Here is a 22,144-nt window from a genome sequence, read left to right as displayed (position 1 = left end):
AATGCTCAGGCTCGCGTCTGTAACCGCACGCCAATCGCGGGATGAGTTTCGCTGTTCTGCGTGGCTTTCGCCGGCAGGCATAGTTTTCCGGCGGCGAAATACAGCAGGAACGAGCCGATCTGGAATGGGAAGATGATATCGATCTCCACGAAGGAGCGGACGACGAACAGCGCGCAGATGGCAAAGAGAATGACGCCCTGCGGATCGCGCTGGCGCATCAGGACCGAGCGCAGATGGCCGAGCAGCGTTCCGTAAAGCACCATGCCGAGCAGAACCATGCCGACGATGCCATTCTCCACCACCGTCTCGATATAGGTGTTGTGAAAATGGAAGCCGCTGCGTCCGGTAATGAAGAAGTCGTTCCACAGGCGCTCGGCATCGGCAAAACCCACCACCCAGAACCCTTGGTAACCAACGCCGAGGATCGGTGTCTGCTTTGCCGCTTCGATGCCCTGCTGCCAGAGATAGGTGCGTCCTGTCAGTGTCGAATCCTTGCCGAAAAGGCCGAGAATGGCATCAAGCAAGCCGAACTGCAGGGACGCGACCACCAGCAATATGCCAATACCGCCGAGTGCGAAAAAGGTCATCTTGCGGTTGGCCGGTGAAAGCATGCCAATCGGGATGAAACCGATGATGAGGGCGACCACCGCCGCCGTGGTAATGGTGGATGTGGCCGATTGCGAAGCAATTAGGCTATAGGCCGATAAGAGCCCGGTGATGCCCGCGATCGGCAGCCAGATATCCCTTTGCTTGAGGATCAGCACGGATGAGACGGCGAAAATGACGCCGAGCGAGGCGTAAAAGCCAAGCTGGTTCTTCGATGAGAAAGCCCCGACAAAACTGTAGGTTCCATCAAGCGCATCGAAAAGGTGGACACCGAACAGCAGCGAATAGAGCAGAATGACGGTGATGCCGATCAACGCCCCACGCGTCAGCGTGCGGATGGAGACCACCCGCATGGCGATAAGTGCACAGACGATATGCGTCATATACTGGATGGAAGCGCGCATGGTGACCGATGCTGCCTCCGACCAGAAGCTCGACAGCACGGTCAGGATGCCGAAGGCGAATATCCACAGATAGCGCGGATAGTTACCCAGCACGCGCCGGTAATTGACCACTACAAGGGGCAGCCACATGCCATAATAGGCCAGAATCGAGATTTGCCCGAAACGCGACGAATAGGCGAAAACGAAGAATGACAGCGCAATCGCCGCCATTCCGTATACTTCATTGCGTTCGGGATCGATCAGTGCCGATTTGGCGATCCGCATGAAAACCTCACTGCATCAGGATTTCGGACGAGACCTTGATGACGTCGCCTGGCTGAAGCATGGCGTTTTCATCCACCTTCACTTCCTTCGGCTTGCCGTTTTCCTCACGCACCACGACGTAGCTGATTGTCGCGGATTTTCCCGACGGATCGAAACGGATCGCCTCAGCCGATTGCGCGAGCGCCTCCGACATCAATTCCCGGCTTGTACCCAGTTGCAGATTGAGCTTGTCGAGTTCCGCTTCCGTGTCCTGCAATTCCTTGGAGCGCTGTGCCACCCAGTCATTGCGCAGGTTGATTTCATCCTGGGTCGCCTTGTTGATATCCTGCTTGGCACGCAATGACTGCGTGTCGATATCAAGCAGTGCGGCTTCGACCTCTGCTGCACGTTCTTCCGCGGAAATACGCCGTTGCGATAGTGCAAGGCCCTGCTCGTTCAGCCGGTTGACGCGGTCTCGGTCCTCATTGGCAAGCTCGAGCTGGCGGTTTTGCGTTTCCGATTTCTTTTTCAGCGATTCGACTTCGCTTTCCAGAAGCGCATGCAGATCCGTCAGTGCCTTGAGCTGCAAAGTGTAACGCTCGGTGCGCGATTTCATCAGCGCGCTTTCGCTGGCGAGAAGCGCGTCGATCTCGGCAATCTTTTCCATTTCCGGCGTCTTGGCGATGACCGTGTCACCCTTGACCTCGGCGATCAAACGCGCCTGACGGGCAAGCAGCCTTGCGCGCTGGTTGTCGTAAACGGCTGCGTCGCCGCGGGCATTTATGAAGTCGCGGGCAAAACGCTGCCCGGCATCGGAGCGCCGCAACCCACCGGCAAGGCTCACGGCCTTCAACACCGTGAGATTGGCAGCATAGGGATATTCGCCGGGCGTCTGTACATCTCCGCTGAGGAAGATCGGCCGGAACTGGGCGATTTCGACAGAAGCCGACGGCAGATTGCGAAGGGCGAACTTGCTCTGGAGCTGGGCTCCAATCGCCTCACCGACCTCCGCGGACGTCTTCCCCGCCACATCCAACTGGCCGATGAAGGGCAGCGACAGCGCGCCGGATGGGCCGACGGAATAATCGCCGTTGATGACATCCCAGTTGCGGATGCTACCATCGGCCGGCTGCCATTCGGCAACGCGGATGCGCAGCTTGTCGGCGGTGCCGAGCTTGTATTGAGCGCCTTCCGCAGCCATTGCGGAAAGCGGCGCTCCGAATGCGACGGATGCGACAAGCAGAAGGGCGGAGAAAGTGCGTCCGGCGGTTCTTTTTGCAAGCGGACGGCTAGCGACGGCAATAGGACCGTTCATCGGGAAACTCCCTGTTTGCGGATCGCCGCGCGGGCGATCAGGCGATAGAGCAGCCGGACGGTGCCGGCTGCACAGCGCCGCAAAAAGCGGCCATTATGATTTGCACCAATGACGCACCCAAAGACCGGACTTGGGATCCCGGTCAGGGTGCGTGGCAAAACAAAGATCGATAAAGCCAAACTCAATATCGGTTTTCAGTAGCTTCCGCGTGAAAGGCACACGGCGGGAATGGTCTTGACGATGATGAAGACGTCCTGTCGCATCGACCAGTTCTGCACATATTGCGTGTCGAAAGCCACGCGGGTCTTGTAGCTTACGTCATTGCGGCCGCTGATCTGCCAAAGGCCGGTCAGGCCCGGACGGGTGCTGAGGTAATAGGCGGCATCGCTTTCGTAGTAGCTCAGCTCCTCGTCGACGACGGGGCGCGGGCCAACGACGCTCATTTCGCCGCGGATGATGTTGAGAAGCTGCGGCAGCTCATCAAGGCTGAGCTTTCGCAGCACGGCACCAACTGCGGTTACGCGCGGATCATTCTTGAGTTTGCGGGTCGCACGCCATTCCTCGGCAGCCTCCGGATTGGCGGCAAGATATTGCCGCAACATTTCATCACCGTTCATCGCCATCGTCCTGAATTTCAGGCAATGGAAATAGCGGCCATTATGTCCCACACGCCGGTGCCCATAAAAGATCGGGCCGGGATCGGACAATTTCACCAGTGCGGCGATCAACAGAAAAATCGGGCTGAAGATGAGCAGCGCAAGCAGGGCCGATGTCATATCGAAGCTGCGTTTTGCGATGCCCCCGATAGGGAAACTGACATCGAAGTCTTCGGAACTGCTGAGTGTCTGTTCAGCCGATTGGGTCGCGGACTTCATAGAGAGAACTCCATTTATGTTTTGCGATTGGTCGGTGCCCGGAGGCGTGTCTTTCCGTCTAAAAGAGATAACAAGTCTGTGTTCTGAATTTGATGCTAATGGATTTTTTGTAAGGCACATTGCCCCTGACCGTCTATGCGATTTCTTGCGAGAGCGGCCGATCAACGTCAGGGCAATATTAACGGTTGCATAAAAAAGCAACAAATGTGCCGGCGGCCATGTGTTGAGAGCATGGGTGCCGCTCCCGCATGTATTGCGTTTTCGACAACAGATAGTCTTTTCTTATATGTTTCTTGTGACTTAATCAGGTGAGACAGGAACGCCAAGAACAGCCATGCGTCAGGAAGAATATTAAATTTTTTTGCAGCGCAGCAAGATTGTGGCAATGCATATAAAATTTGACATATTAACCGGGATTTTTTTGCCGGCACGCCAACTTCGCCAAGAAAAAGCGATGGAAAAATTGCAAAAGCGGCGCAAAAGCGGCAAAATAATGGCAGGAACCCGTATCAAAGTTCGGTCGGCTCGTAGAAAATCTCTCCGGCTGGACCATATTATCTCCGGCTGCAACGGTCCGACCACCATTCCGGCGTGACTTTACGCGAAAGCCATAGAATCAGAAGGTGGGTGGTGTGCAGGCGCTGATGACCTCGCACGGCACTGGACCAACGCAACGGAAGCGGTGCGGCCTGCGGCTTTCGAAATAATAGGCATCCCCCGGACCGAGAACACGGCGCTCCTCGTCGACCGTCACCTCCAGACGCCCGGAGAGGATGATACCCCCCTCCTCTCCATCGTGGACCAGTGGCACCTTGCCGGTATCGGCACCCGGCTGATAACATTCCTTCAAGATTTGCAGGCTGCGGCCAAAAACATTTTCGCCCACCTGCCGGAAGGATATCGGTCCTTTGCCGATTTCGACAAGTTCATCCGCGCGGTAAAATGCCTTGCGGCTGGTCTCCGGCTCGTAGGCGAAAAATTCGGCAAGGCCGATCGGTATACCGTCGAGAATGCGCTTCAGCGCGCCGACGGACGGGTTGGAGGTGTTGGATTCGATCAGGGAAATCGTCGAATTGGTAACGCCAGCACGTCTTGCCAGTTCACGCTGGGAAATATTGTGACGCAGCCGCAAATGGCGCAAACGCCCGCCTATATCCACCGACATGCGTGATCCCCCGTTGCCGTTGTTCGAAATATCGAAAACTACCTTTCCCGCCTATAACATTTTCAATGGCTTGGCCACAGCGAGAAAAGGGCTTGTTCAGCCCGGAAAATAGCTTTCAATCACCGGCACCGAACAGGAGAACCGTTATGGACAACCCCAACCGATCCAACTCCACCTCACTCGACAGCTACTGGATGCCATTTACCGCCAACCGGCAGTTCAAGGCCAATCCCCGCCTGCTGACGAGCGCGGAGGGCATGTATTACACCAGCAATGACGGTCGTCAGGTTCTCGACGGTACAGCTGGCCTGTGGTGCGTCAATGTCGGCCATGGCCGCCACCAGATTGCATCCGCCGTCAAACATCAGCTTTCGACCATGGATTATGCGCCCTCGTTTCAGATGGGCCATCCCGTCGCCTTCGAATTCGCCGAGCGGCTGGCGGAAATCGCGCCTGGCCCGGAAGGCGCGAAGCTCGACCGCGTGTTCTACACCGGCTCGGGTTCTGAATCAGTCGATACGGCGCTGAAGATTGCGATCGCCTATCAGCGCGCCATCGGTCAGGGCACCCGCAGCCGTCTGATCGGCCGTGAGCGCGGTTATCACGGCGTCGGTTTCGGCGGCATCTCCGTTGGCGGCCTTGTCAACAACCGCCGTGTTTTTCCGCAAATCCCGGCCGACCACCTGCGTCATACCCACGATTTGGCGAAAAACAGCTTCGTAAAGGGCCAGCCCGAGCATGGTGCCGAACTGGCAGACGATCTGGAACGGCTGGTTGCTCTGCATGGGGCCGAAACAATCGCGGCCTGTATCGTTGAACCGGTTGCCGGCTCCACCGGCGTGCTGGTGCCGCCGAAGGGTTATCTGGAGCGCCTGCGGGCCATCTGCGACAAGCACGGCATTCTGTTGATCTTCGATGAGGTTATCACCGGTTTCGGCCGTATGGGCTCGTCCTTTGCCAGCAACTACTTCGGCGTTACGCCTGACATCGTTACCACCGCCAAGGGGCTGACCAACGGCGCAATCCCGATGGGTGCGGTTTTTACCAGCCGCAAGGTGCACGATGCGTTGATGCATGGGCCGGACAACCAGATAGAGCTGTTCCACGGTTATACCTATTCCGGACATCCGGTTGCCTGCGCCGCCGGCATCGCCACGCTCAACATCTACCGCGACGAAGGGCTCTTTACCCGCGCGGCAGAAATGCAGGATGTCTGGCACGACGCCATCCATTCGCTGAAGGGCCTGCCCAATGTCATCGACATCCGCACCATCGGCTTCATCGCCGGCATCGAGCTGCAATCGCGTGATGGAGCTATCGGCGCACGCGCCTATGACGTTTTCGTGGATTGCTTCGAGCGCGGTCTGCTCATTCGCGTCACGGGCGATATCATTGCCCTTTCGCCGCCGCTTATCGCCGAAAAATCCCATTTCGACGATATCGTCTCGATCTTGGGCGACGCGCTGAAAAGAGCGGATTAAAAGTATAAATCTCTAATAAATAAAAGGCTGCAATTTCTATTGCAGCCTTTTTTTTGCATTTATCAAGACCGCAACAAAAATAGATCATTTCTTAAGCATATTCTATTAATTTCCCGTAGTATAACCAACCGAGCGGGAATGGCCTCATGGCGTCGATTCAGAAAAAAATCATATTGGCAAGCATTGCGATCTTTTCCATCACCGGAAGCGCGGCGGGGGTCGGTATCTGGGCGACGAATACGCTCAATCGCAATAGTACGGATGTATCGCGGTCCGCCGAGATACTTCACAATCATATGCGAGCCGACATGATGCACGATGCGCTGCGCTCAGACGTGCTGGCAGCCATTCTTTCCACGAATGATACGATGGGCCTGTCGTTCGACGCGGTAAAGGCCGACCTTGCCGAACATGAAGCCACTTTCCTTGAAGCATTGAAGCTAAACAAGGCGCTTACCGAAGGTACGAACGCCAAAGCCGTTATCGAGAGCGTTGAAAAACCGCTTCAGTCCTATCTTGAAAGCGCCAAAACGGTGGTTGGCCTCGTCAAAGCCGATCCGGGCGCGGCGACAAAAATGATTCCGGACTTCATGCGCCAGTTCACCACTCTCGAAACCGCGATGGAAACGGCGAGCGAACAGATCGACGCGCTTTCCGAAGCAACTGTCGCGGAAAGCCAGGAGACGAAGGCGGTAATCGAGCTCGTATTAGAAGGGCTGCTGGTTCTGGCGACACTCTTCTGCGTAGGCCTCTTTATCCTCACTCGCAAAACGGTAACGGGTCCAATCCTGCGCCTGTCGAAGACGATGGAAATCCTTGCCAGCGGCGACACGTCACAGCCTCCTTCCGGCATGGACCGGAAGGATGAGATCGGCTCCATGTCCGCCGCGGTCGAAATATTCCGGCAGGCGGCGATTGCCAATCGGGCGCTCGAAGAACAGGCAGCAGCAGCCAGACTGCAGGCAGAAGCCGATCAGGCGGCCGCGCGACAGCAAGCGGAGGACGATGCGTCTGAGCGGCTGCGCATCGCCACTTCCGGTCTTGCGACAGGACTGAAGCGGCTGGCATCGGGCGATCTGGCCTTTCAGCTCGATCAGGCCTTTGCCCCTCAATTCGAGGCCTTGCGACACGATTTCAACAGCTCAGTGCGTCAACTCGGCGAAACGCTGTTCGCCATTTCCGATGGCATCAGCACGATTGACGGCAGCAGCCGGGAAATCGCCGCAGGTGCCGGCGATCTTTCCCGCCGCACGGAAAATCAGGCAGCGTCTCTGGAACAGACCGCAGCAGCGCTCGATGAAATCACGGTCAATGTTTCAAACGCCAACAAGCGTGCCGCCGAAGCGCGGCTCGCCGCCACCGATGCCAACCACAGCGCACTGAAATCTGTGGAGGTTGTCAGCCATGCGGAAGAGGCGATGCGCCGCATCGAAACCTCGTCCCGGCAGATCACCGGCATCGTCGGCGCCATAGACGAGATCGCCTTCCAGACAAATCTTCTGGCGTTGAATGCAGGCGTGGAAGCCGCACGCGCCGGTGAAGCCGGCAAGGGATTTGCGGTAGTGGCGCAGGAAGTGCGCGATCTCGCCCAGCGCGCAGCAAAGGCCGCAAGCGAAATCCGCGATCATATCCGGCAATCCTCGACGGAAGTGGAAAGCGGCGTGAAACTGGTTCTCGACACCGGCACGGCGCTGAAGGAGATCGGCGAGCGTATCGCCGGCATCGATCGCCATATGAACGCCATCGCCACATCGGCGACCGAACAATCGACCGGTCTTGCCGAAATCAACGCGGCGGTAAACTCCATGGATCATGCCACCCAGCAAAATGCGGCCATGGTGGAGCAGTCCACCGCGGCTTCTGCAATGCTCGCCGCCGAAACGGCAAAGCTGCGCTCGCTTGTATCGCGGTTCCGTCTGGAAATGGAAAGTGCCGGCAGCCGCGACGTTACCCGTCGCGTGGCCTGAGGTTGCTGCCGCAAATCGCGCCGGCAGCAGCAGTATCGAAGCGCTGTGATTGCGCCTTCATTCATTAGCCATTTCCAGCCGCCTTCTCAGGCGGCTGGAAATTTTGTCTATCAATAGGTCTGCATTGGTTGCGACAGGCCGTCGCCGACCACGCCGCCGCCATACTGCGCCACGGGCACGCCCGCCTGCCCGATAGGAACACCCTGCTGTGCCGGCCCGAGCGCCGTCACCACAATCGGCGTACCATCAGGCACACGGTTATAGAGGTCGACAATATCCTGGTTCAGCAGACGCACGCAGCCGGAGGAAACCGACTTGCCGATCGTCCACCATTCCGGCGAGCCGTGCAGACGGTAGATCGTGTCCTTGCCGTCCTTGAAGATATAAAGTGCACGCGCACCGAGCGGGTTCTTGAGGCCCGGCTCCATGCCGCCATTGCGGCCGCTATAGGGTTCCAGCTCAGGCTGGCGGGCAATCATCTCGTCGGGCGGCGTCCAGCGCGGCCATTGACGCTTGTACTGGATAACGCCGCGTCCGGCCCATTCGAAGCCCGCGCGGCCGAGACCGACGCCGTAACGCATGGCCTGGTTATTCTCGTAGGTGAGATAAAGGAAATGGTTGGCGGTATCGACCACAATGATGCCGGGACGCTCACCGGTGGGATTTTCCACCATTTGGCGCAGGAACTGGCGCGGGATCCGCTTGTAGGGAATTTCCGGCAACGGAAACTGCTCGTCGGGCTTCGGACCGTACATCAGGGCATACATCGGGTCGTCGGCGGGGGCTGTTGGCCGTGTAGCCTCACGCGCGGTGGTGTTGCAGCCTGCAAGGCCGGCCAGCGCCAATCCACCCGCTCCAAGCAGGAAACCTCGCCGGGTCGTTGTCGTGTCGTTCAATTGAAAAACCTCATCTGCGTCATCTTGCGCTGGCAAAGGGATCTGCCAGCGCCGCCTCGGGGCGGCTTATAGGGTACTTCGTGCCGGAGACCTGCGATGCCATGGCCTTTGCGCCACTGGATTTCAGGATGGCACGGAAGCTTGGGTGCATGCCGCCGTCTACATACGCGCTGACCGGGGCAGAAGTTCCCTCGTTCATCGCGGCGGCAAATTTCTGTTGCTCTTCGGCCATTTTCGACGCCACCAAGGGGTCCGGCTGGTTTATCGCAGGTGGGCAGGCCGCCAGCGGATCGGCAGGCTCACCGCCGGCAAATTCGCTGTTAAAAACGTATCGCCGGCCGCAAACGGAAACCTTTGGCTGGCGGCGCGTCACCTCGAAATAGTCATAGCCTTCCTTGAGCGTCTTCCAGAAGGGCATATTGGGATCGTCCCGATTCGCCACCATGTTCCGCGCGCTCATGCGGAAGGGATAGGCCTGAACCTGAAAGCGGTCCTGCCCGCCCTGCAGCGCGCGCGCCACGACCGCATAAATCTCGCCGACCTGTTGATCGGTCATCGCGTAACAGCCCGACGAAGAACAGGCGCCATGCACCATCAACGCTTCGCCGGTGTAACCAAGCGCCGATTCCAGCCGGTTGGGATAGCCGAGATTGAAGGAGACGTAATATTGCGAATTGGGGTTCAGCATGCCTGCGGAGACATGATAAAATCCTTCCGGCGCCTGCCGGTCGCCCGTCTTCGTCTTCGGGCCAAGTTTTCCGGACCAGCGGCACATGGGATAGGTCTTGAGCAGCGCATAATTACCGGTCTTGTCGATCTTCCAGACCTCAAGCTCGCTTTCCTGCTTGAAAATGCGAACGAGAACCGGGCTTTCCGGGCGCATGCTCTTGGCAGACATCTGCGCCATCATCTTGGATGACAGCTTCGGCGGGTCCTTTTTGACGCTGTCGAGACCCATGGAGGTGCACGCGGCGAGACCGCTGCCGATCGCGACGACCGCAGCTATTCTCATTCCCACTTTTACCCTGCGCCGCAGCCCCGCACTTGCGAAGTTCAGCAATGCATTCATACCCATGGATCGTTCTGCCCGCCCGATTTGCCCGCCTTTGTGGCAGAGGCTTAACTAGCGAAGGTGGCCATATGGCGGCAACCTCCCGCAAGGACAAAGTCTCGTGAACAGACGTTACCCATTCGTTAATCATACGCACACAAGCCTGTGATGGAACTGCCGCTACCGAAGAAGCCCCTGCCCGCCATCGATCCATACCGGCGTTCCGGTGATATGGCGCGACTGGTCCGATGCCAGAAAACCGATCAATGCAGCAACATCCTCGCTCGTCCCTGCAACCCCGCCGGTGACCGGAATGTCACCCGCCGGGAAACGGACTGGCACTTCGGTCCTGTCGCGCCCGCGTATGTCGGTATTTTCGTCAATCGCCGTTTCAATTTCGCCCGGACACACCGCGTTGACACGAATGCGATGACGCCCGAGCTCCAGCGCCAGTTGCTGGGCCATGGCAAGCTGCCCGGCCTTCGTCACCGAATAGGCGGTAGCGCCAGGCGAGTTGAAAGTGCGTGTGCCGTTGATGGAAGAGACGATGATGATGGAGCCACCACCCGCCGCCCTCAGATGCGGCACACTGGCATGGATAGTGAGATAGGTGCCTCGCAGGTTGATGCGGATCGTATCGTCCCACTCCGAAGGCGTCAGCTCGTCAATCGGTGCCCAGACGCCGTTGACGCCCGCATTGGCCACCACGACATCCAGACGGCCGAAAGCATCCACAAGCTCTGCAACGGAGTGTCGCATGACTGCCTCTTCCGCCACATCGGCGACGAGGACCTTAGAAGCGCCGGATAAGGCGGAAATCTCATTTTTCACCGCCTGCAATTCAGATTCGGTACGGCCGAGAAGGCCTACGGAAAAGCCTTCCGCAGCCAGATGAAGGGCAGCAGCCCGGCCAATGCCGGAGCCAGCGCCGGTCACGAGGGCGACTTTACCAGTGGCCAAGGTCACAGCCCTCCTTTTCTAGACGCGATCGAGGTGACCGTTGCCGAGACGGGGTCGCTGGCCGGAAAACTGTCTTCCAGCCCCTCTTCCAGTTCCTCTTCAAGAATGTCACGATCCTTCGATGTGCGGGCGCTCGCCTGACCGTGCGGGACTTCATCCTGCGCCGTGCCGAGAGCGGAAAACTGCGACGGCGCATCGGCGCCCTGACGCGTTCCGAATGCCGTCAGCTGAACCATCACCGCGCTCGCGCGTTTGATGGCCTCCGCATCGTCGATGCCATCAAGACCGTCGGCAAGGCGGACCGAGACCTGATCGCCGTCGCTGCCGACAAATTCCACGGAAATCACTCCGCTATCCCGTTTTACATAGGTCGTAGAAAGTTGCATGACATGTCCTCCGATTTGAAAAAGCATCGGCGTAATCCGATGCGACAACACACTGAAACCTGAATTCACAACGATGGCGGAGCAGAAGGGGTTCCAGATGGATCAGGCCTTGGGCCCGGAAATGCAGGAGCGCTTCTTTCAGCGCGATCCCGTTAACGTTGCGCGCGCCCTCATCGGCGTGGAATTCCGCGTTGGCAATACAGGCGGCATCATCGTGGAAACCGAAGCCTATCATCCTGATGATCCGGCATCCCATAGTTTCAATGGGCAGACCCCGCGCACCAAGGCGATGTTCGGCCCGGCCGGCCATCTCTATGTCTACCGGTCCTACGGCATTCACTGGTGCGCAAACTTCGTATGCGCTCCGGGCTCCGCCGTGCTTCTGCGCGCCATCGAACCCCTCACCGGCATAGACATGATGAAACTGCGGCGAGGAACTGACAAACTGAAACTGTTATGTTCCGGCCCCGGCAGGCTTTGTCAGGCCTTGGCCATTACCGGAGAAATGGACGGAGCAGCGCTGGACCGCCCGCCGTTTTTCCTCCGCCTGCCAAAGGAGGCCGCCGCCGTTACCAGCGGCAGACGCATCGGCATAAGCCGCGCGCAGGATTATCCGTGGCGGTTCGGACTTGAAGGCTCGGCCTTCCTCAGCAGGAAATTCGAACAGGCTTGAAACCTACAAGACCTTGGGCGGTCCGTCGTTTTCATCTGGATTGGGGGTTGGCGCCTCGTCCGGCAGCCTGTCGGGCTCCGGCTCTTTGACCGGCGGTATATCCGGCTGTGGCGGCACCGGCATTGGCGGGTCTGGATAGGGTTCAACGGGAACAGTTGGCATTGCAGCTCCTGGATATAAGCGCTTTCTTCCAATGCGGAATCGAAATGCGCTTTCATCTGCTGAGACAACGCGAGCGCGCCGCCCCTCCTCAGGCGGCGCAACACCCAATTCGCCCATCGGTCAAATGCCGGTCAGGTCCCTTCGATTTCATTGCGCCGCCGTGCGGATTGTACAAGGCAAACGCGGGAAAACGCCGGTCAGTTCCGTTTTTTTTGGGAAGCTTTTGCGAGGGCTCAGGCGAAACCGAGCGAGCTGCGGGAAATATCGCGGTTTTCGCAATAGTCGCGGGAGTGGGCCTCATGGCCGTGTTCGCGAGCGGTGGAACGGGTCAGTTCCGGGCTGGGCACGTTGAGCAGCGCGTCGGCATAGGTGCCGGTTGCCTCCACGTCATCGATCACAGTCTGTTGTTGCGGCTTTAAAAATTCAAACATCGGTCACCTCCTTCAACACGTCCCCTCAACGCGCTGGCCCAGGTCCTGTTCCAAAAGGCCTGTGCAGCTTCAATTATACACGAGATGACGCTGCCGTATAGGCGATGAAAGACGAACGGCAATCAATTGACGTTCACAAAATGGAATGGAATCAGTGAGCTATGGCGACGAGGTCAGGCTGGACCGACCGATTCCCGCAGGATCAGTTCGACCGGCCACAATTCCTGAACCTCGCGGACAGGACGGCCGCCGACGATCTGCAGAAGCAGGTCCGTAACCCGCATGCCAGCCATGCGCATGGGCGAGCGGGTGGTGGAAAGCGGCGGCATCATGCTTTCCGGAGTGAGGTAAGGAAACACGTCGTCATGGGCGATGACGGACACGTCCTTGCCGATCACCAATCCCAGTTGGGTTGCCGCGCGATAGACGCCCTGCGCCGTCATCATCGCACCGGCGACGAAGGCGGTCGGGCGCGGCGTCTGCTCCAGCAGCGAGCGGGCGAAACGGAAGGCGGCATCTTCGCTGAAATGCTCGCTCATCATGAGGCGCGGATCAGGCGTGATGCCATGGGTCGCGAGCGCATCACGAAAACCCTGTTCGCGGTCCTGCACGAATGTACGGCCTGTCGGGCCGTTTATCATCGCGATGCGACGGTGGCCACGTTCCAGAAAATGGATTGTCGGACGATACGTCACATCATGATTGTCGATATCGAGCCAGGCGTGCTCGAACGCCGTCTTCGAGCGACCATGCACGATGAAAGGCACGCCCAGCCGATTGAGCAGCGCGATGCGCTCGTCCTCCGGACGCGGCGAATGCACGATTATGCCATCCACCCGTCCGCTCGACGCCAGCCGGCTGAAAATCGCGAGCTCTTCCTCAATGTTATTGTCGACGGTGACGCTGACGAGAATGTCGGTCTCTTCGCCTTCCAGCCGCGTCGCCATGCCGCCCATGAATTCCGAAAAGAAATGCCCGCCGCCCGAACGGCCCATCACGACACCGATGGCGCCAGCCCTGCCTGTTGCCAGCCTGACCGCGTTGGCATTGGGACGGTAGCCGTATTTCAGCGCAGCATCCATCACCCGCTGGCGCGTCTCTTCACGCACCTCGGGATAGCCGCCAAGCGCGCGGCTGACCGTGGTGGGTGACAGCCCGACCTTTTCTGCGAATTCCTTGAGCTTCATGTTTTCTGCCAATTTGCTCCTGCATGCGTCGCCGCCGCAGATTTTTCAAGCGGGCAAAAATTGAAATCGCTTTCAATTTATTCCCACCTGAAACCTTACAGTTCGCCGTTTCGAAAGGCAAACCCTCCGTGGCAACACCCGAAGACGCCCAATTTCCACGCCATAAGAAAGAGTATTGACAGATTTGTCGGCTTTTGCGAACGTCACACCAGTCAAAAGCGCTTTCAATTTTGAGGATGATTGGAAGCGTCAACGGAGGAGTTTGACAATGAATATTTCCATGAAGACTTTGTTGCTGTGTGGCAGCGTGCTGTCTGCGGCAGTTTCCGCGCAGGCGGCCGAACTTTCCATCGCCGCCAACTCGACCGGCAAGAACATTGCATTTTTCAAGGAGCGGATCGCCGCCTTCGAAAAAGAGACCGGCCACAAGGTCAATCTCGTCACCATGCCGTCATCGTCCAGTGAGCAGTTCAGCCAGTACAGGCTATGGCTTGCAGCGGGTAACAAGGATGTCGACGTCTACCAGACGGACGTGATCTGGGCGCCGCAGCTCTCCGACCAATTCGTGGATCTGACCGAAGCAACCAAGGATGTCATTGGCGATCATTTCCCCTCCATCGTGGCGTCACAGACGGTGGACGGCAAGCTCGTCGCCATGCCGATGTTCACCGATGCACCCGCTCTGTTCTACCGCAAGGACCTTCTGGAAAAATACGGCAAGCAGCCGCCGAAAACCTGGAAGGAACTGGGCGAGACCGCCAAGGAAATTCAGGACAAGGAACGCGAAGACGGGCAGAAGGACCTCTGGGGCTTCGTCTTCCAGGGCAGCGCCTATGAAGGTCTGACCTGCAACGCGCTGGAATGGATTGCATCCGCCGGTGGCGGTCATATCGTTGAGACCAACGGCGACATCTCCATCAACAACGAGAAAGCCGCAGCCGCGATCGAAGCCGCCAAGGGCTGGGTCGGCACCATCGCGCCGCAGGGCGTGCTTGCCTACAAGGAAGAGGAAGCACGCGGCGTCTGGCAGACCGGCAATTCTGTCTTCATGCGCAACTGGCCCTATGCATATGCGCTTGGAAACGGTGCCGACAGCGCCATCAAGGGCAAATTCGGCGTCACGCCGTTGCCGGCCGGTGAAGAGGGTGCGGCACCCGCCTCAACGCTCGGCGGCTGGAACCTCGCCGTTTCGAAATATTCCGACGATCAAGAAGCTGCCATCCAGCTCGTGAAGTTCCTCGCATCGAAGGATACCCAGAAGATGCGTGCGATCCAGCTTTCCAACATGCCCACGATCGCCTCGCTTTACGACGACAAGGATGTCGCGGACGCACAGCCTTTCATGCCGACATGGAAGCCAATTTTCCAGACCGCCGTTCCACGCCCCTCTGCCTCGGCGAAGGTGAAATACAACGAGGTTTCGGCCAAATTCTGGGGTGCCGTGCACAACACGCTCTCCGGCAACGGCACGGCGGCGGAAAACCTTGAGCTCCTTGAAGTCGAATTGACCGATCTCAAAGGCAACGGCTGGTAATCCGGCCCGTGTGGGAAGCGGTCTCGCCTGAGCGTTTCCCACACCCCAACTGCGAGATATCCCCATGAACGATACCGCCCTTCAAAGACCGGCCGCGGCATCCGGCACCGGCTCCGACCTTCAGTCGGAACGCCTGAAATCCGCATGGCTGTTCCTTGCCCCCACGTTTCTGGTACTTGCGATGGTGGCCGGCTGGCCGCTGGTACGCACCGTCTGGTTCAGCCTCACCGACGCGTCGCTGACCAATCTCGACGGCGCACAATTCGTTGGCTTCAAGAACTACCTCACCTGGATCACGCTCAGCAGCGGCCGAACCATCTATCGCGGCCTGTTGGCTGATCCCGCCTGGTGGGGCGCGGTTCTGAACACGCTGAAATTCACCATCCTTTCGGTCAGCTTCGAAACCGTTCTCGGCCTTATCGTTGCGCTGGTGCTGAACGCGGAATTCAAGGGACGCGGCCTCGTGCGCGCCGCCATCCTCGTTCCATGGGCCATTCCCACCATCGTTTCGGCGCAGATGTGGGCGTGGATGCTGAACGACCAGTTCGGTATCTTGAACGACCTGTTCCTCAATCTCGGGCTGATCTCCCACAAGATCGCATGGACCGCCAATCCGGACACCGCAATGGTCGCCGTTCTTATTGTCGATATCTGGAAGACGACGCCCTTCATGGCGCTGCTCATTCTCGCCGGCCTGCAAATGGTGCCGAAGGACATGTATGAGGCGGCGAAGGTGGACGGTATCCACCCCGTCAAAGTGTTCTTCCGCGTCACCCTGCCCATGATCCGGCCAGCGCTCATGGTTGCCGTCATCTTCCGTATGCTGGATGCGATGCGCGTCTTTGACCTCATCTACATTCTGACGCCGAATAACGCCCAGACCCGCACGATGTCGGTGCTGGCGCGTGAGAACCTGTTCGATTTCGACAAGTTCGCCTATGGCGCAGCCGCTTCCACCATGCTGTTCCTCATCATCGCCTCGATAACAGTCGTTTATATGTGGCTCGGGCGCGTCAACACAGATGGAGCTTCGCGATGACCCTGCCAAGCATCCTGAAAACCACCGCCTTTTATGCGCTGGTCGCCGTCATCATGGTGATTTCGGTATTCCCGTTCTATTACGCGATACTGACCAGCCTGAAATCCGGCTCAGCGCTGTTCCAGGTGAATTACTGGCCGCGTGAATTCTCGCTGACCAATTACAACTTCGTCATCGGCAACGGCACGTTCCTGCGCAATCTCGGCAATTCGCTGTTCGTTGCATCTTCAGTCGTCGTACTGTCGCTGTTCCTTGCGGTAACGGCGTCCTATGCTCTCGCCCGTGTCCGTTTCCGCGGCCGCTCGCTGCTTCTGCTCACCATCCTCTCGGTCTCGATGTTTCCACAGATCGCCGTTCTCGCCGGCCTGTTCGAACTCATCCGCTGGGCTGGCATCTTCAACACGCCGCTCGCGCTGATCTTTTCCTACATGATCTTCACCCTGCCCTTCACTGTCTGGGTGCTGACGACATTCATGCGCGACCTGCCGATCGAAATCGAGGAAGCGGCAATCGTCGATGGCGCAACGCCATGGGTCATCATCACCCAGGTCTTCATGCCGCTGATGTGGCCGGCGCTCGTCACCACAGGGCTCCTCGCCTTCATTGCGGCGTGGAACGAGTTCCTCTTCGCGCTCACCTTTACCTCATCGAACGAACAGCGCACGGTGCCCGTCGCCATCGCACTTCTTTCGGGCGGTTCGCAGTTTGAAATCCCCTGGGGAACGATCATGGCGGCCTCCGTCATCGTCACCGCCCCGCTCGTCGTCCTCGTTCTTATCTTCCAGCGACGCATCATTTCCGGCCTCACCGCCGGCGGCGTCAAAGGCTAGGAGAAAACTTATGACCACCATTCAACTGCGCAATCTTCGCAAATCCTTCGGCGCCTTCGATGTCATCAAGGGCATCGACATGGACATCCGCTCCGGCGAGTTCATGGTTTTCGTCGGCCCTTCCGGTTGCGGCAAGTCCACGCTGCTACGCCTCATCTGCGGGCTCGAGGAAATCACTGGCGGCACGCTCTCCTTTGACGGAGAGGCCGTCAACCGCCTGCCACCCGCCAAGCGTGGCGTCGCCATGGTCTTCCAGTCCTATGCGCTTTATCCGCATATGACCGTATTCGAAAACATGGCATTCGGCATGAAACTCTCAGGCGCCGACAAGGAGCAGCGCCGCAAGCGTGTAGAGGCGGCAGCGGAAATGCTGCAGCTCACGCCCTATCTGGAACGTCTGCCGAAGCAGCTTTCCGGCGGCCAGCGCCAGCGTGTCGCCATCGGCCGTGCCATCGTGCGTGATCCGAAGGTGTTCCTGTTCGATGAACCGCTCTCCAACCTCGATGCGGCGCTGCGCGTCGCAACCCGTCTCGAAATCGCCAAGCTGCACCGGGAGATGCATGACACGACGATGATCTACGTCACCCATGATCAGGTGGAAGCCATGACGCTTGCCGACCGCATCTGCGTTCTGCGCGATGGCCGCGTCGAACAGATCGGCACGCCGCTCGAGCTTTACGAAAGCCCGGTCAACACCTTCGTTGCCGGCTTCATCGGCTCGCCGAAGATGAACTTCCTTGCCGGCAAATATGCGGAAGTCGAAGGTGCCGCGACCATCGGCATCCGCCCCGAACACCTTGCGATCGGTGCCGGTGAGACCGGCTGGAACGGCGAAATCATCCATTCGGAAATGCTGGGATCGGACAGCTACATCTATGTCGAGATTGGTGCTGGCGAACCCATCGTCGTTCGTGAGGAAGGTGTGACCGACCGCAAGCCGGGAGAAAAAATCGTTCTCGTGCCGGATGCGGCGCAGATCCACCGCTTCGACGCGCAGGGCCAGGCCCTTGCGCGCAATCCCGTGCGCGGCGCCGCCTGAACAGTTAACTTTCGCCGGATCACCCAAGCTTCCGGCTTTCACCAAGGAGCAAGAAAATGACCATCAACACCGTTGTATGGGGCGAAAATATCCACGAACACATCAACGAGACGGTGCGTTCGATCTACCCTAATGGTATGCACAATACGATTGCCGATGCGCTGAATACCAACCCTGAGATCAGCGCCACCACCGCCACGCTTCAGGAACCGGAACACGGCCTTTCGCAGGAGCGTCTGGACAAGACCGACGTTCTGGTCTGGTGGGGCCACAAGGACCACGGTGCGGTTCAGGATGAAATCGTCGAGCGCGTTGCCAAGCGTGTCTGGGAAGGCATGGGCCTCATCGTCCTGCATTCCGGCCACTTCTCCAAGCCTTTCAAGCGACTGATGGGCACGCCCTGCGCGCTTAAGTGGCGTGAGGCGGGCGAACGCGAACGCCTGTGGACGATCAATCCGCGCCACCCGATTGCAGCCGGCCTGCCCGAGCATTTCGAGCTGGAAAACGAAGAGATGTATGGCGAGCAGTTCTCCGTGCCGGAGCCGCTGGAAACCGTGTTCATCTCCTGGTTCCAGGGCGGCGAAGTCTTCCGTTCCGGCCTTACCTGGCGCCGTGGCGCAGGCAACATCTTCTATTTCCGCCCCGGTCACGAGACTTATCCGACCTATCACGACGCCAATGTACAGAAGGTCATCAGCAATTCGGTGAAATGGGCCTATAATCCGGTCGGCGCACTGAAAAGCATTCATGACGCCCCTAACGTTCCCGTCGACAAGGCGCTGGAGCCTATCGAAGAACGCGGCCCCAAGCTGCACAAGGCAGGCGAAGCAGGTTACAGGTAAACAGCCATGAGACTTCTCATTCTCGGAACCGGCGGCATGGCCAACAACCATGCCACATATTTCTCGCAAATCCCCGGCGTCGAACTGGTGGCTGCGGTGGATGTGGATGATGTGGTTGTGCGGGGCTTTGCGCTTCGCCACAACATTCCACTCTCCTTTACCTCGCTGGATGACGCGATTGCCTGGGGCGAGTTCGACGCGGCGGCAAACGTCACGCCGGATGCCATCCACCACCCGACCAGCCTCAAGCTTCTGGCGGCGGGCAAACATGTTTTCTGCGAAAAGCCGCTGGCGGAGAACTACGCCAAGGCCGCCGAAATGGCCGATGCCGCAGAAAAAGCGGGCCTTGTTGCCATGGTCAACCTCACTTATCGCAATGTCGCCCCCTTGCAGGCGGCACGCGAAATGGTGCTGGCCGGCAAGATCGGAAAGGTGCGCCATCTGGAAGCCTCCTATCTCCAGAGCTGGCTCGTTTCCAAGGCCTGGGGCGACTGGATGACGGAGAGCAAGTGGCTGTGGCGGCTTTCCACCAAGCACGGCTCAAACGGTGTTCTGGGTGATGTCGGCATCCACATTCTCGACTTCGCCTCCTATGGCGCGGGCAGCGATGTGGAGCGCATCTTCACGCGTCTGAAGACCTTCGACAAATATGAAGGCAACAAGATCGGCGCCTACGATCTTGACGCCAATGACAGCTTCACCATGACCGCCGAGTTGGAAAACGGCGCCATGGGCGTCATTCACGCCAGCCGCTGGGCAACGGGCCATCTCAACGAACTGCGCCTGCGCATCCACGGCGACAAGGGTGCGCTGGAAGTGATTCACACGCCTGACTATTCCAGCCTGCGAGCCTGCATCGGCGACGATGTGGAAAAGGCGATCTGGAAGACAATCGATGTCGACCCGGTGCCGACGAATTACGAAAAATTCGCCAAGGCCGTCATGGAAGGTGGCATTGCTGACCCGGACTTCCGCCACGCCGCGAATTTGCAGAAGGTGCTTGATCTCTCGATCATCGCCGACCGCGAACGGCGGGAGCTGGCCGTCTCTGCTTGAATTGCAAGGGCGCGGCGGCGTAAGCCGCCGCTTCCAATACTGCAGCGTGTACTATTATCTCCCGTCACCCCGAATCTAGCGCTGCGTGACGGAGGTACTACCTCAAACGCCTCGCCTATTCCCCCACAAGAGCACATGCAACTGCGGCAGCACCCGGGCGGAAAACCAACGGTCTTCGCTGACCTTGTCCACCAGCCACAACATGCGATCCATGATACCATCGATATCCACACGCGCGTTGTCGTCATCAGGCGGCGGCGGGGTGTGGTTGCCGGGCTGGAGGTAAATCGGCAAATGCGGGAAACGGGCTGATGCAGCCTTGGCATAAGCATAGTCCGCATCGTCAAACACGACGATCTTCAGCGCCACCTGCGGTCCATCGCCGGCGGCGGCAAGACAGTCTTCAAAGGCCTGCCAGTCGGTTTCCATGCCGCTCGATGGTGGCTTCGGGCTTAGCACCAGATGATCGAGATCGCCAAACCAGTCTTTTGCGATGCTGCCCTGCGTTTCCAGCGCGAACCTATAGCCCTCGCCCTGCCCCTTCGCGATTAGTTGCCCAAGGGGCTGGATGGCGGGATTGCCGCCCGAAAGCGACACCGTCAGCGGCACACCGCCGGAAAGCCGTCGCACCTCCTGCCAGATCGCCTCCACGGACATCGGTTTCCATGTGTCGCGATACTCGCTGTCGACGGCATGCAGCGTATCGCACCAGGAGCAGCGGTAATCGCAGCCACCAGTGCGAACGAAAACGGTGGGCAGACCAATCAGCAAACCCTCGCCCTGAATGGTCGGGCCGAAGATTTCGCTGATGCGGATCGCTGTTTCCTTCGCTGCAACTTTCTGTGCAGCCGCCGTCATGGCCGGTATTCCGCCCAGGTCTTGGCGGTTTCGCTCACTCGCACGGCGCTGGTTTCCGGCAGGCTCGTCTTGCACCAATCGTAAAAGTGCTTCGCCAGACATTCCGCGGTGACCCGGTCATGGCCGAGAACGTCGTTCAGGTGGCGATGATCGAAATGATCGTCGATGTAGCGCTTCAGCGGCGCGAGTTCGTGGTAATCACGCACGAAACCGTGCTCGTTCAGCTCTTCGCCTGATAGTTCGACCTCAACGATGTAATTATGCCCGTGCAGGCGGGCGCACTGATGGTCGGCGGGCAGGCTTTTCAGCTGGTGAGAGGCGGAGAAATGGAACTCCTTGGTGATGCGAAACATCAACGCACCTCCTGTGCCGCATAGGCATGGGTGGCCGCCACCCAGAAATCCGGGTCCTCATAGTCCGTCGGATCGGTAACACCTGCCAGATGGAAGGCCTCGCGCCGCTCCACGCAGGTGCCGCAACGGCCACAATGGCGAGAGCCGCCCTTGTAACAGGACCAGGTTTCGCCAAATGGGGTCCCGTATTTGACCGCGTCAGTCACAATCGCCGCTTTGGAGACGGTGACATAGGGCGCAAACAAGGTGACGTCTGCGTAGCCTTCCAGCGCATGCGCCTGCATGGCATTAAAGCTGTCGATGAAGCCCGGCCGGCAATCGGGATAGATGAAATGGTCGCCGCCATGCACGGCGATCGCCACCGCATCCGCCTGCTGGGCGGCGGCAAGGCCGAAGGCGATGGTCAGCATGATGGCGTTGCGGTTCGGGACCACCGTGGAGCGCATTGTCTCTTCCGCATAATGTCCGTCCGGCACGTCGATATCGTCCGTTAGCGCGGAACCGGTGAGGTGCGCGCCGATGGTTGTGATGTCTATGAGATGATGCGGCACGCCGAGACGTTTTGCGCAGTCGGCTGCGAAATCCAGCTCCTTCTTGTGGCGCTGGCCGTAATCGAAGGAGACAAGAGCGAAAAGTTCATGTTCCGCCGCGATTTTGTGCGCAAGCGAAACGGAGTCCAATCCGCCGGAGCAGATGACGATGGTTTTCATACGTTGGGATCCCTTGTTTTGACCGGGTGGGCTGCGACCGGATTACGGGGGCGGCTTTAAACCAAAGCGAAGCGATTGTGA

24 protein-coding genes are annotated in these 22,144 nt (G+C 58.7%); 10 read left to right on the top strand and 14 right to left on the bottom strand.

Going from position 1 to position 22,144, the window contains the following annotated elements; genetic code table 11:
- Positions 1 to 5: 5 nt before the first annotated feature.
- The 3 genes from ACZ5A6_RS17085 to ACZ5A6_RS17075 all read right to left on the bottom strand — a co-directional run bounded on the left by ACZ5A6_RS17085 (position 6) and on the right by ACZ5A6_RS17075 (position 3,443).
- Entirely contained in the window at positions 6 to 1,274 is a 1,269-nt protein-coding gene (locus ACZ5A6_RS17085; protein ID WP_019564678.1) for an O-antigen ligase family protein, read from the bottom strand.
- Positions 1,275 to 1,281: 7 nt separating this feature from the next.
- Positions 1,282 to 2,568 (bottom strand): polysaccharide biosynthesis/export family protein, encoded by a 1,287-nt coding sequence (locus ACZ5A6_RS17080; RefSeq protein ID WP_013761580.1) that lies wholly within the window; start codon positions 2,566 to 2,568, stop codon positions 1,282 to 1,284.
- Positions 2,569 to 2,762: 194 nt separating this feature from the next.
- Positions 2,763 to 3,443, bottom strand: coding sequence for a sugar transferase (locus ACZ5A6_RS17075; RefSeq protein WP_003510909.1), 681 nt, complete (start codon positions 3,441 to 3,443; stop codon positions 2,763 to 2,765).
- A 385-nt stretch (positions 3,444 to 3,828) separates the two neighbouring features.
- On the opposite strand from ACZ5A6_RS17075, the gene ACZ5A6_RS17070 reads away from it, so the two are divergent.
- The gene (locus tag ACZ5A6_RS17070; RefSeq protein ID WP_141680512.1) at positions 3,829 to 4,038 is read left to right on the top strand and encodes a hypothetical protein; all 210 of its coding nucleotides are present in this window, start codon (positions 3,829 to 3,831) and stop codon (positions 4,036 to 4,038) included.
- A 21-nt stretch (positions 4,039 to 4,059) separates the two neighbouring features.
- On the opposite strand, the gene ACZ5A6_RS17065 is transcribed toward ACZ5A6_RS17070, so the two are convergent.
- A complete protein-coding gene (locus ACZ5A6_RS17065) occupies positions 4,060 to 4,608 on the bottom strand; it encodes a cupin domain-containing protein (protein WP_003510910.1) in 549 nt (182 codons plus the stop codon).
- A gap of 146 nt (positions 4,609 to 4,754) precedes the next feature.
- On the opposite strand from ACZ5A6_RS17065, the gene aptA reads away from it, so the two are divergent.
- Both aptA and ACZ5A6_RS17055 read left to right on the top strand, forming a co-directional pair.
- Complete coding sequence (gene aptA / locus ACZ5A6_RS17060) at positions 4,755 to 6,089, top strand: omega-aminotransferase AptA (RefSeq protein ID WP_003510911.1); 1,335 nt, start codon at positions 4,755 to 4,757, stop codon at positions 6,087 to 6,089.
- 146 nt (positions 6,090 to 6,235) lie between these two features.
- Positions 6,236 to 8,056 carry a HAMP domain-containing methyl-accepting chemotaxis protein gene (locus ACZ5A6_RS17055; RefSeq protein ID WP_025595667.1) on the top strand — a complete coding sequence of 607 codons (1,821 nt, stop codon included), beginning with the start codon at positions 6,236 to 6,238 and terminating at the stop codon, positions 8,054 to 8,056.
- A gap of 110 nt (positions 8,057 to 8,166) precedes the next feature.
- Here ACZ5A6_RS17055 and ACZ5A6_RS17050 read toward each other — a convergent pair whose 3' ends face one another.
- From ACZ5A6_RS17050 to ACZ5A6_RS17035, 4 genes are all read right to left on the bottom strand, one after another.
- On the bottom strand, positions 8,167 to 8,952 hold the full coding sequence (locus ACZ5A6_RS17050; RefSeq protein WP_035251547.1) for a L,D-transpeptidase: 786 nt from the start codon (positions 8,950 to 8,952) through the stop codon (positions 8,167 to 8,169).
- A gap of 19 nt (positions 8,953 to 8,971) precedes the next feature.
- On the bottom strand, positions 8,972 to 10,027 hold the full coding sequence (locus tag ACZ5A6_RS17045) for a L,D-transpeptidase family protein (protein WP_162647910.1): 1,056 nt from the start codon (positions 10,025 to 10,027) through the stop codon (positions 8,972 to 8,974).
- Positions 10,028 to 10,183: 156 nt separating this feature from the next.
- Positions 10,184 to 10,969: an SDR family oxidoreductase gene (locus tag ACZ5A6_RS17040; protein ID WP_111789781.1), complete on the bottom strand. Its 786-nt coding sequence runs from the start codon at positions 10,967 to 10,969 to the stop codon at positions 10,184 to 10,186.
- Positions 10,966 to 11,349 carry a hypothetical protein gene (locus ACZ5A6_RS17035; RefSeq protein WP_162696583.1) on the bottom strand — a complete coding sequence of 128 codons (384 nt, stop codon included), beginning with the start codon at positions 11,347 to 11,349 and terminating at the stop codon, positions 10,966 to 10,968. Before ACZ5A6_RS17035 ends, ACZ5A6_RS17040 begins: the two co-directional genes overlap by 4 nt.
- Before the next feature lie 97 nt (positions 11,350 to 11,446).
- Here ACZ5A6_RS17035 and ACZ5A6_RS17030 point away from each other — a divergent pair, with 97 nt between their 5' ends.
- Entirely contained in the window at positions 11,447 to 12,022 is a 576-nt protein-coding gene (locus ACZ5A6_RS17030) for a DNA-3-methyladenine glycosylase (RefSeq protein ID WP_112292112.1), read from the top strand.
- 3 nt (positions 12,023 to 12,025) lie between these two features.
- Here the strand turns inward: ACZ5A6_RS17030 and ACZ5A6_RS17025 are convergent, their stop codons facing one another.
- The 3 genes from ACZ5A6_RS17025 to ACZ5A6_RS17015 all read right to left on the bottom strand — a co-directional run bounded on the left by ACZ5A6_RS17025 (position 12,026) and on the right by ACZ5A6_RS17015 (position 13,802).
- Positions 12,026 to 12,184 carry a hypothetical protein gene (locus tag ACZ5A6_RS17025; protein ID WP_034501930.1) on the bottom strand — a complete coding sequence of 53 codons (159 nt, stop codon included), beginning with the start codon at positions 12,182 to 12,184 and terminating at the stop codon, positions 12,026 to 12,028.
- Positions 12,185 to 12,417: 233 nt separating this feature from the next.
- Positions 12,418 to 12,615 carry a hypothetical protein gene (locus ACZ5A6_RS17020; protein ID WP_003510923.1) on the bottom strand — a complete coding sequence of 66 codons (198 nt, stop codon included), beginning with the start codon at positions 12,613 to 12,615 and terminating at the stop codon, positions 12,418 to 12,420.
- Between the two features lie 173 nt (positions 12,616 to 12,788).
- Complete coding sequence (locus ACZ5A6_RS17015) at positions 12,789 to 13,802, bottom strand: substrate-binding domain-containing protein (RefSeq protein WP_003510924.1); 1,014 nt, start codon at positions 13,800 to 13,802, stop codon at positions 12,789 to 12,791.
- A gap of 268 nt (positions 13,803 to 14,070) precedes the next feature.
- Between ACZ5A6_RS17015 and ACZ5A6_RS17010 the strand changes: the two genes are divergently transcribed.
- The 6 genes from ACZ5A6_RS17010 to ACZ5A6_RS16985 all read left to right on the top strand — a co-directional run bounded on the left by ACZ5A6_RS17010 (position 14,071) and on the right by ACZ5A6_RS16985 (position 20,142).
- Positions 14,071 to 15,336 carry an ABC transporter substrate-binding protein gene (locus ACZ5A6_RS17010; RefSeq protein WP_111789780.1) on the top strand — a complete coding sequence of 422 codons (1,266 nt, stop codon included), beginning with the start codon at positions 14,071 to 14,073 and terminating at the stop codon, positions 15,334 to 15,336.
- A gap of 64 nt (positions 15,337 to 15,400) precedes the next feature.
- On the top strand, positions 15,401 to 16,375 hold the full coding sequence (locus tag ACZ5A6_RS17005; protein ID WP_003510926.1) for a carbohydrate ABC transporter permease: 975 nt from the start codon (positions 15,401 to 15,403) through the stop codon (positions 16,373 to 16,375).
- Positions 16,372 to 17,205 carry a carbohydrate ABC transporter permease gene (locus ACZ5A6_RS17000; RefSeq protein WP_003510927.1) on the top strand — a complete coding sequence of 278 codons (834 nt, stop codon included), beginning with the start codon at positions 16,372 to 16,374 and terminating at the stop codon, positions 17,203 to 17,205. Before ACZ5A6_RS17005 ends, ACZ5A6_RS17000 begins: the two co-directional genes overlap by 4 nt.
- 10 nt (positions 17,206 to 17,215) lie before the next feature.
- Complete coding sequence (locus ACZ5A6_RS16995; RefSeq protein WP_013761592.1) at positions 17,216 to 18,244, top strand: ABC transporter ATP-binding protein; 1,029 nt, start codon at positions 17,216 to 17,218, stop codon at positions 18,242 to 18,244.
- A 56-nt stretch (positions 18,245 to 18,300) separates the two neighbouring features.
- Positions 18,301 to 19,086: a ThuA domain-containing protein gene (locus ACZ5A6_RS16990; RefSeq protein ID WP_112292095.1), complete on the top strand. Its 786-nt coding sequence runs from the start codon at positions 18,301 to 18,303 to the stop codon at positions 19,084 to 19,086.
- A gap of 6 nt (positions 19,087 to 19,092) precedes the next feature.
- Positions 19,093 to 20,142, top strand: coding sequence for a Gfo/Idh/MocA family protein (locus ACZ5A6_RS16985; RefSeq protein WP_003510934.1), 1,050 nt, complete (start codon positions 19,093 to 19,095; stop codon positions 20,140 to 20,142).
- A 102-nt stretch (positions 20,143 to 20,244) separates the two neighbouring features.
- Here ACZ5A6_RS16985 and queE read toward each other — a convergent pair whose 3' ends face one another.
- Genes queE through queC form a run of 3 tightly spaced genes read right to left on the bottom strand, consistent with a single transcriptional unit; the run spans position 20,245 to position 22,063 of the window.
- A complete protein-coding gene (gene queE / locus ACZ5A6_RS16980) occupies positions 20,245 to 21,000 on the bottom strand; it encodes a 7-carboxy-7-deazaguanine synthase QueE (protein WP_013761593.1) in 756 nt (251 codons plus the stop codon).
- Positions 20,997 to 21,353 carry a 6-carboxytetrahydropterin synthase QueD gene (gene queD, locus ACZ5A6_RS16975; RefSeq protein ID WP_003510937.1) on the bottom strand — a complete coding sequence of 119 codons (357 nt, stop codon included), beginning with the start codon at positions 21,351 to 21,353 and terminating at the stop codon, positions 20,997 to 20,999. Before queD ends, queE begins: the two co-directional genes overlap by 4 nt.
- Positions 21,353 to 22,063: a 7-cyano-7-deazaguanine synthase QueC gene (queC, locus tag ACZ5A6_RS16970; protein ID WP_112292094.1), complete on the bottom strand. Its 711-nt coding sequence runs from the start codon at positions 22,061 to 22,063 to the stop codon at positions 21,353 to 21,355. The genes queD and queC overlap by 1 nt, the downstream gene beginning before the upstream one ends.
- Positions 22,064 to 22,144 lie beyond the last annotated feature (81 nt).

The organism is Agrobacterium sp. 6Ca8, from assembly GCF_055382765.1.
Note: the sequence above shows the minus strand (reverse complement) of the source record. Positions and strands in the feature narration are given on the sequence as shown.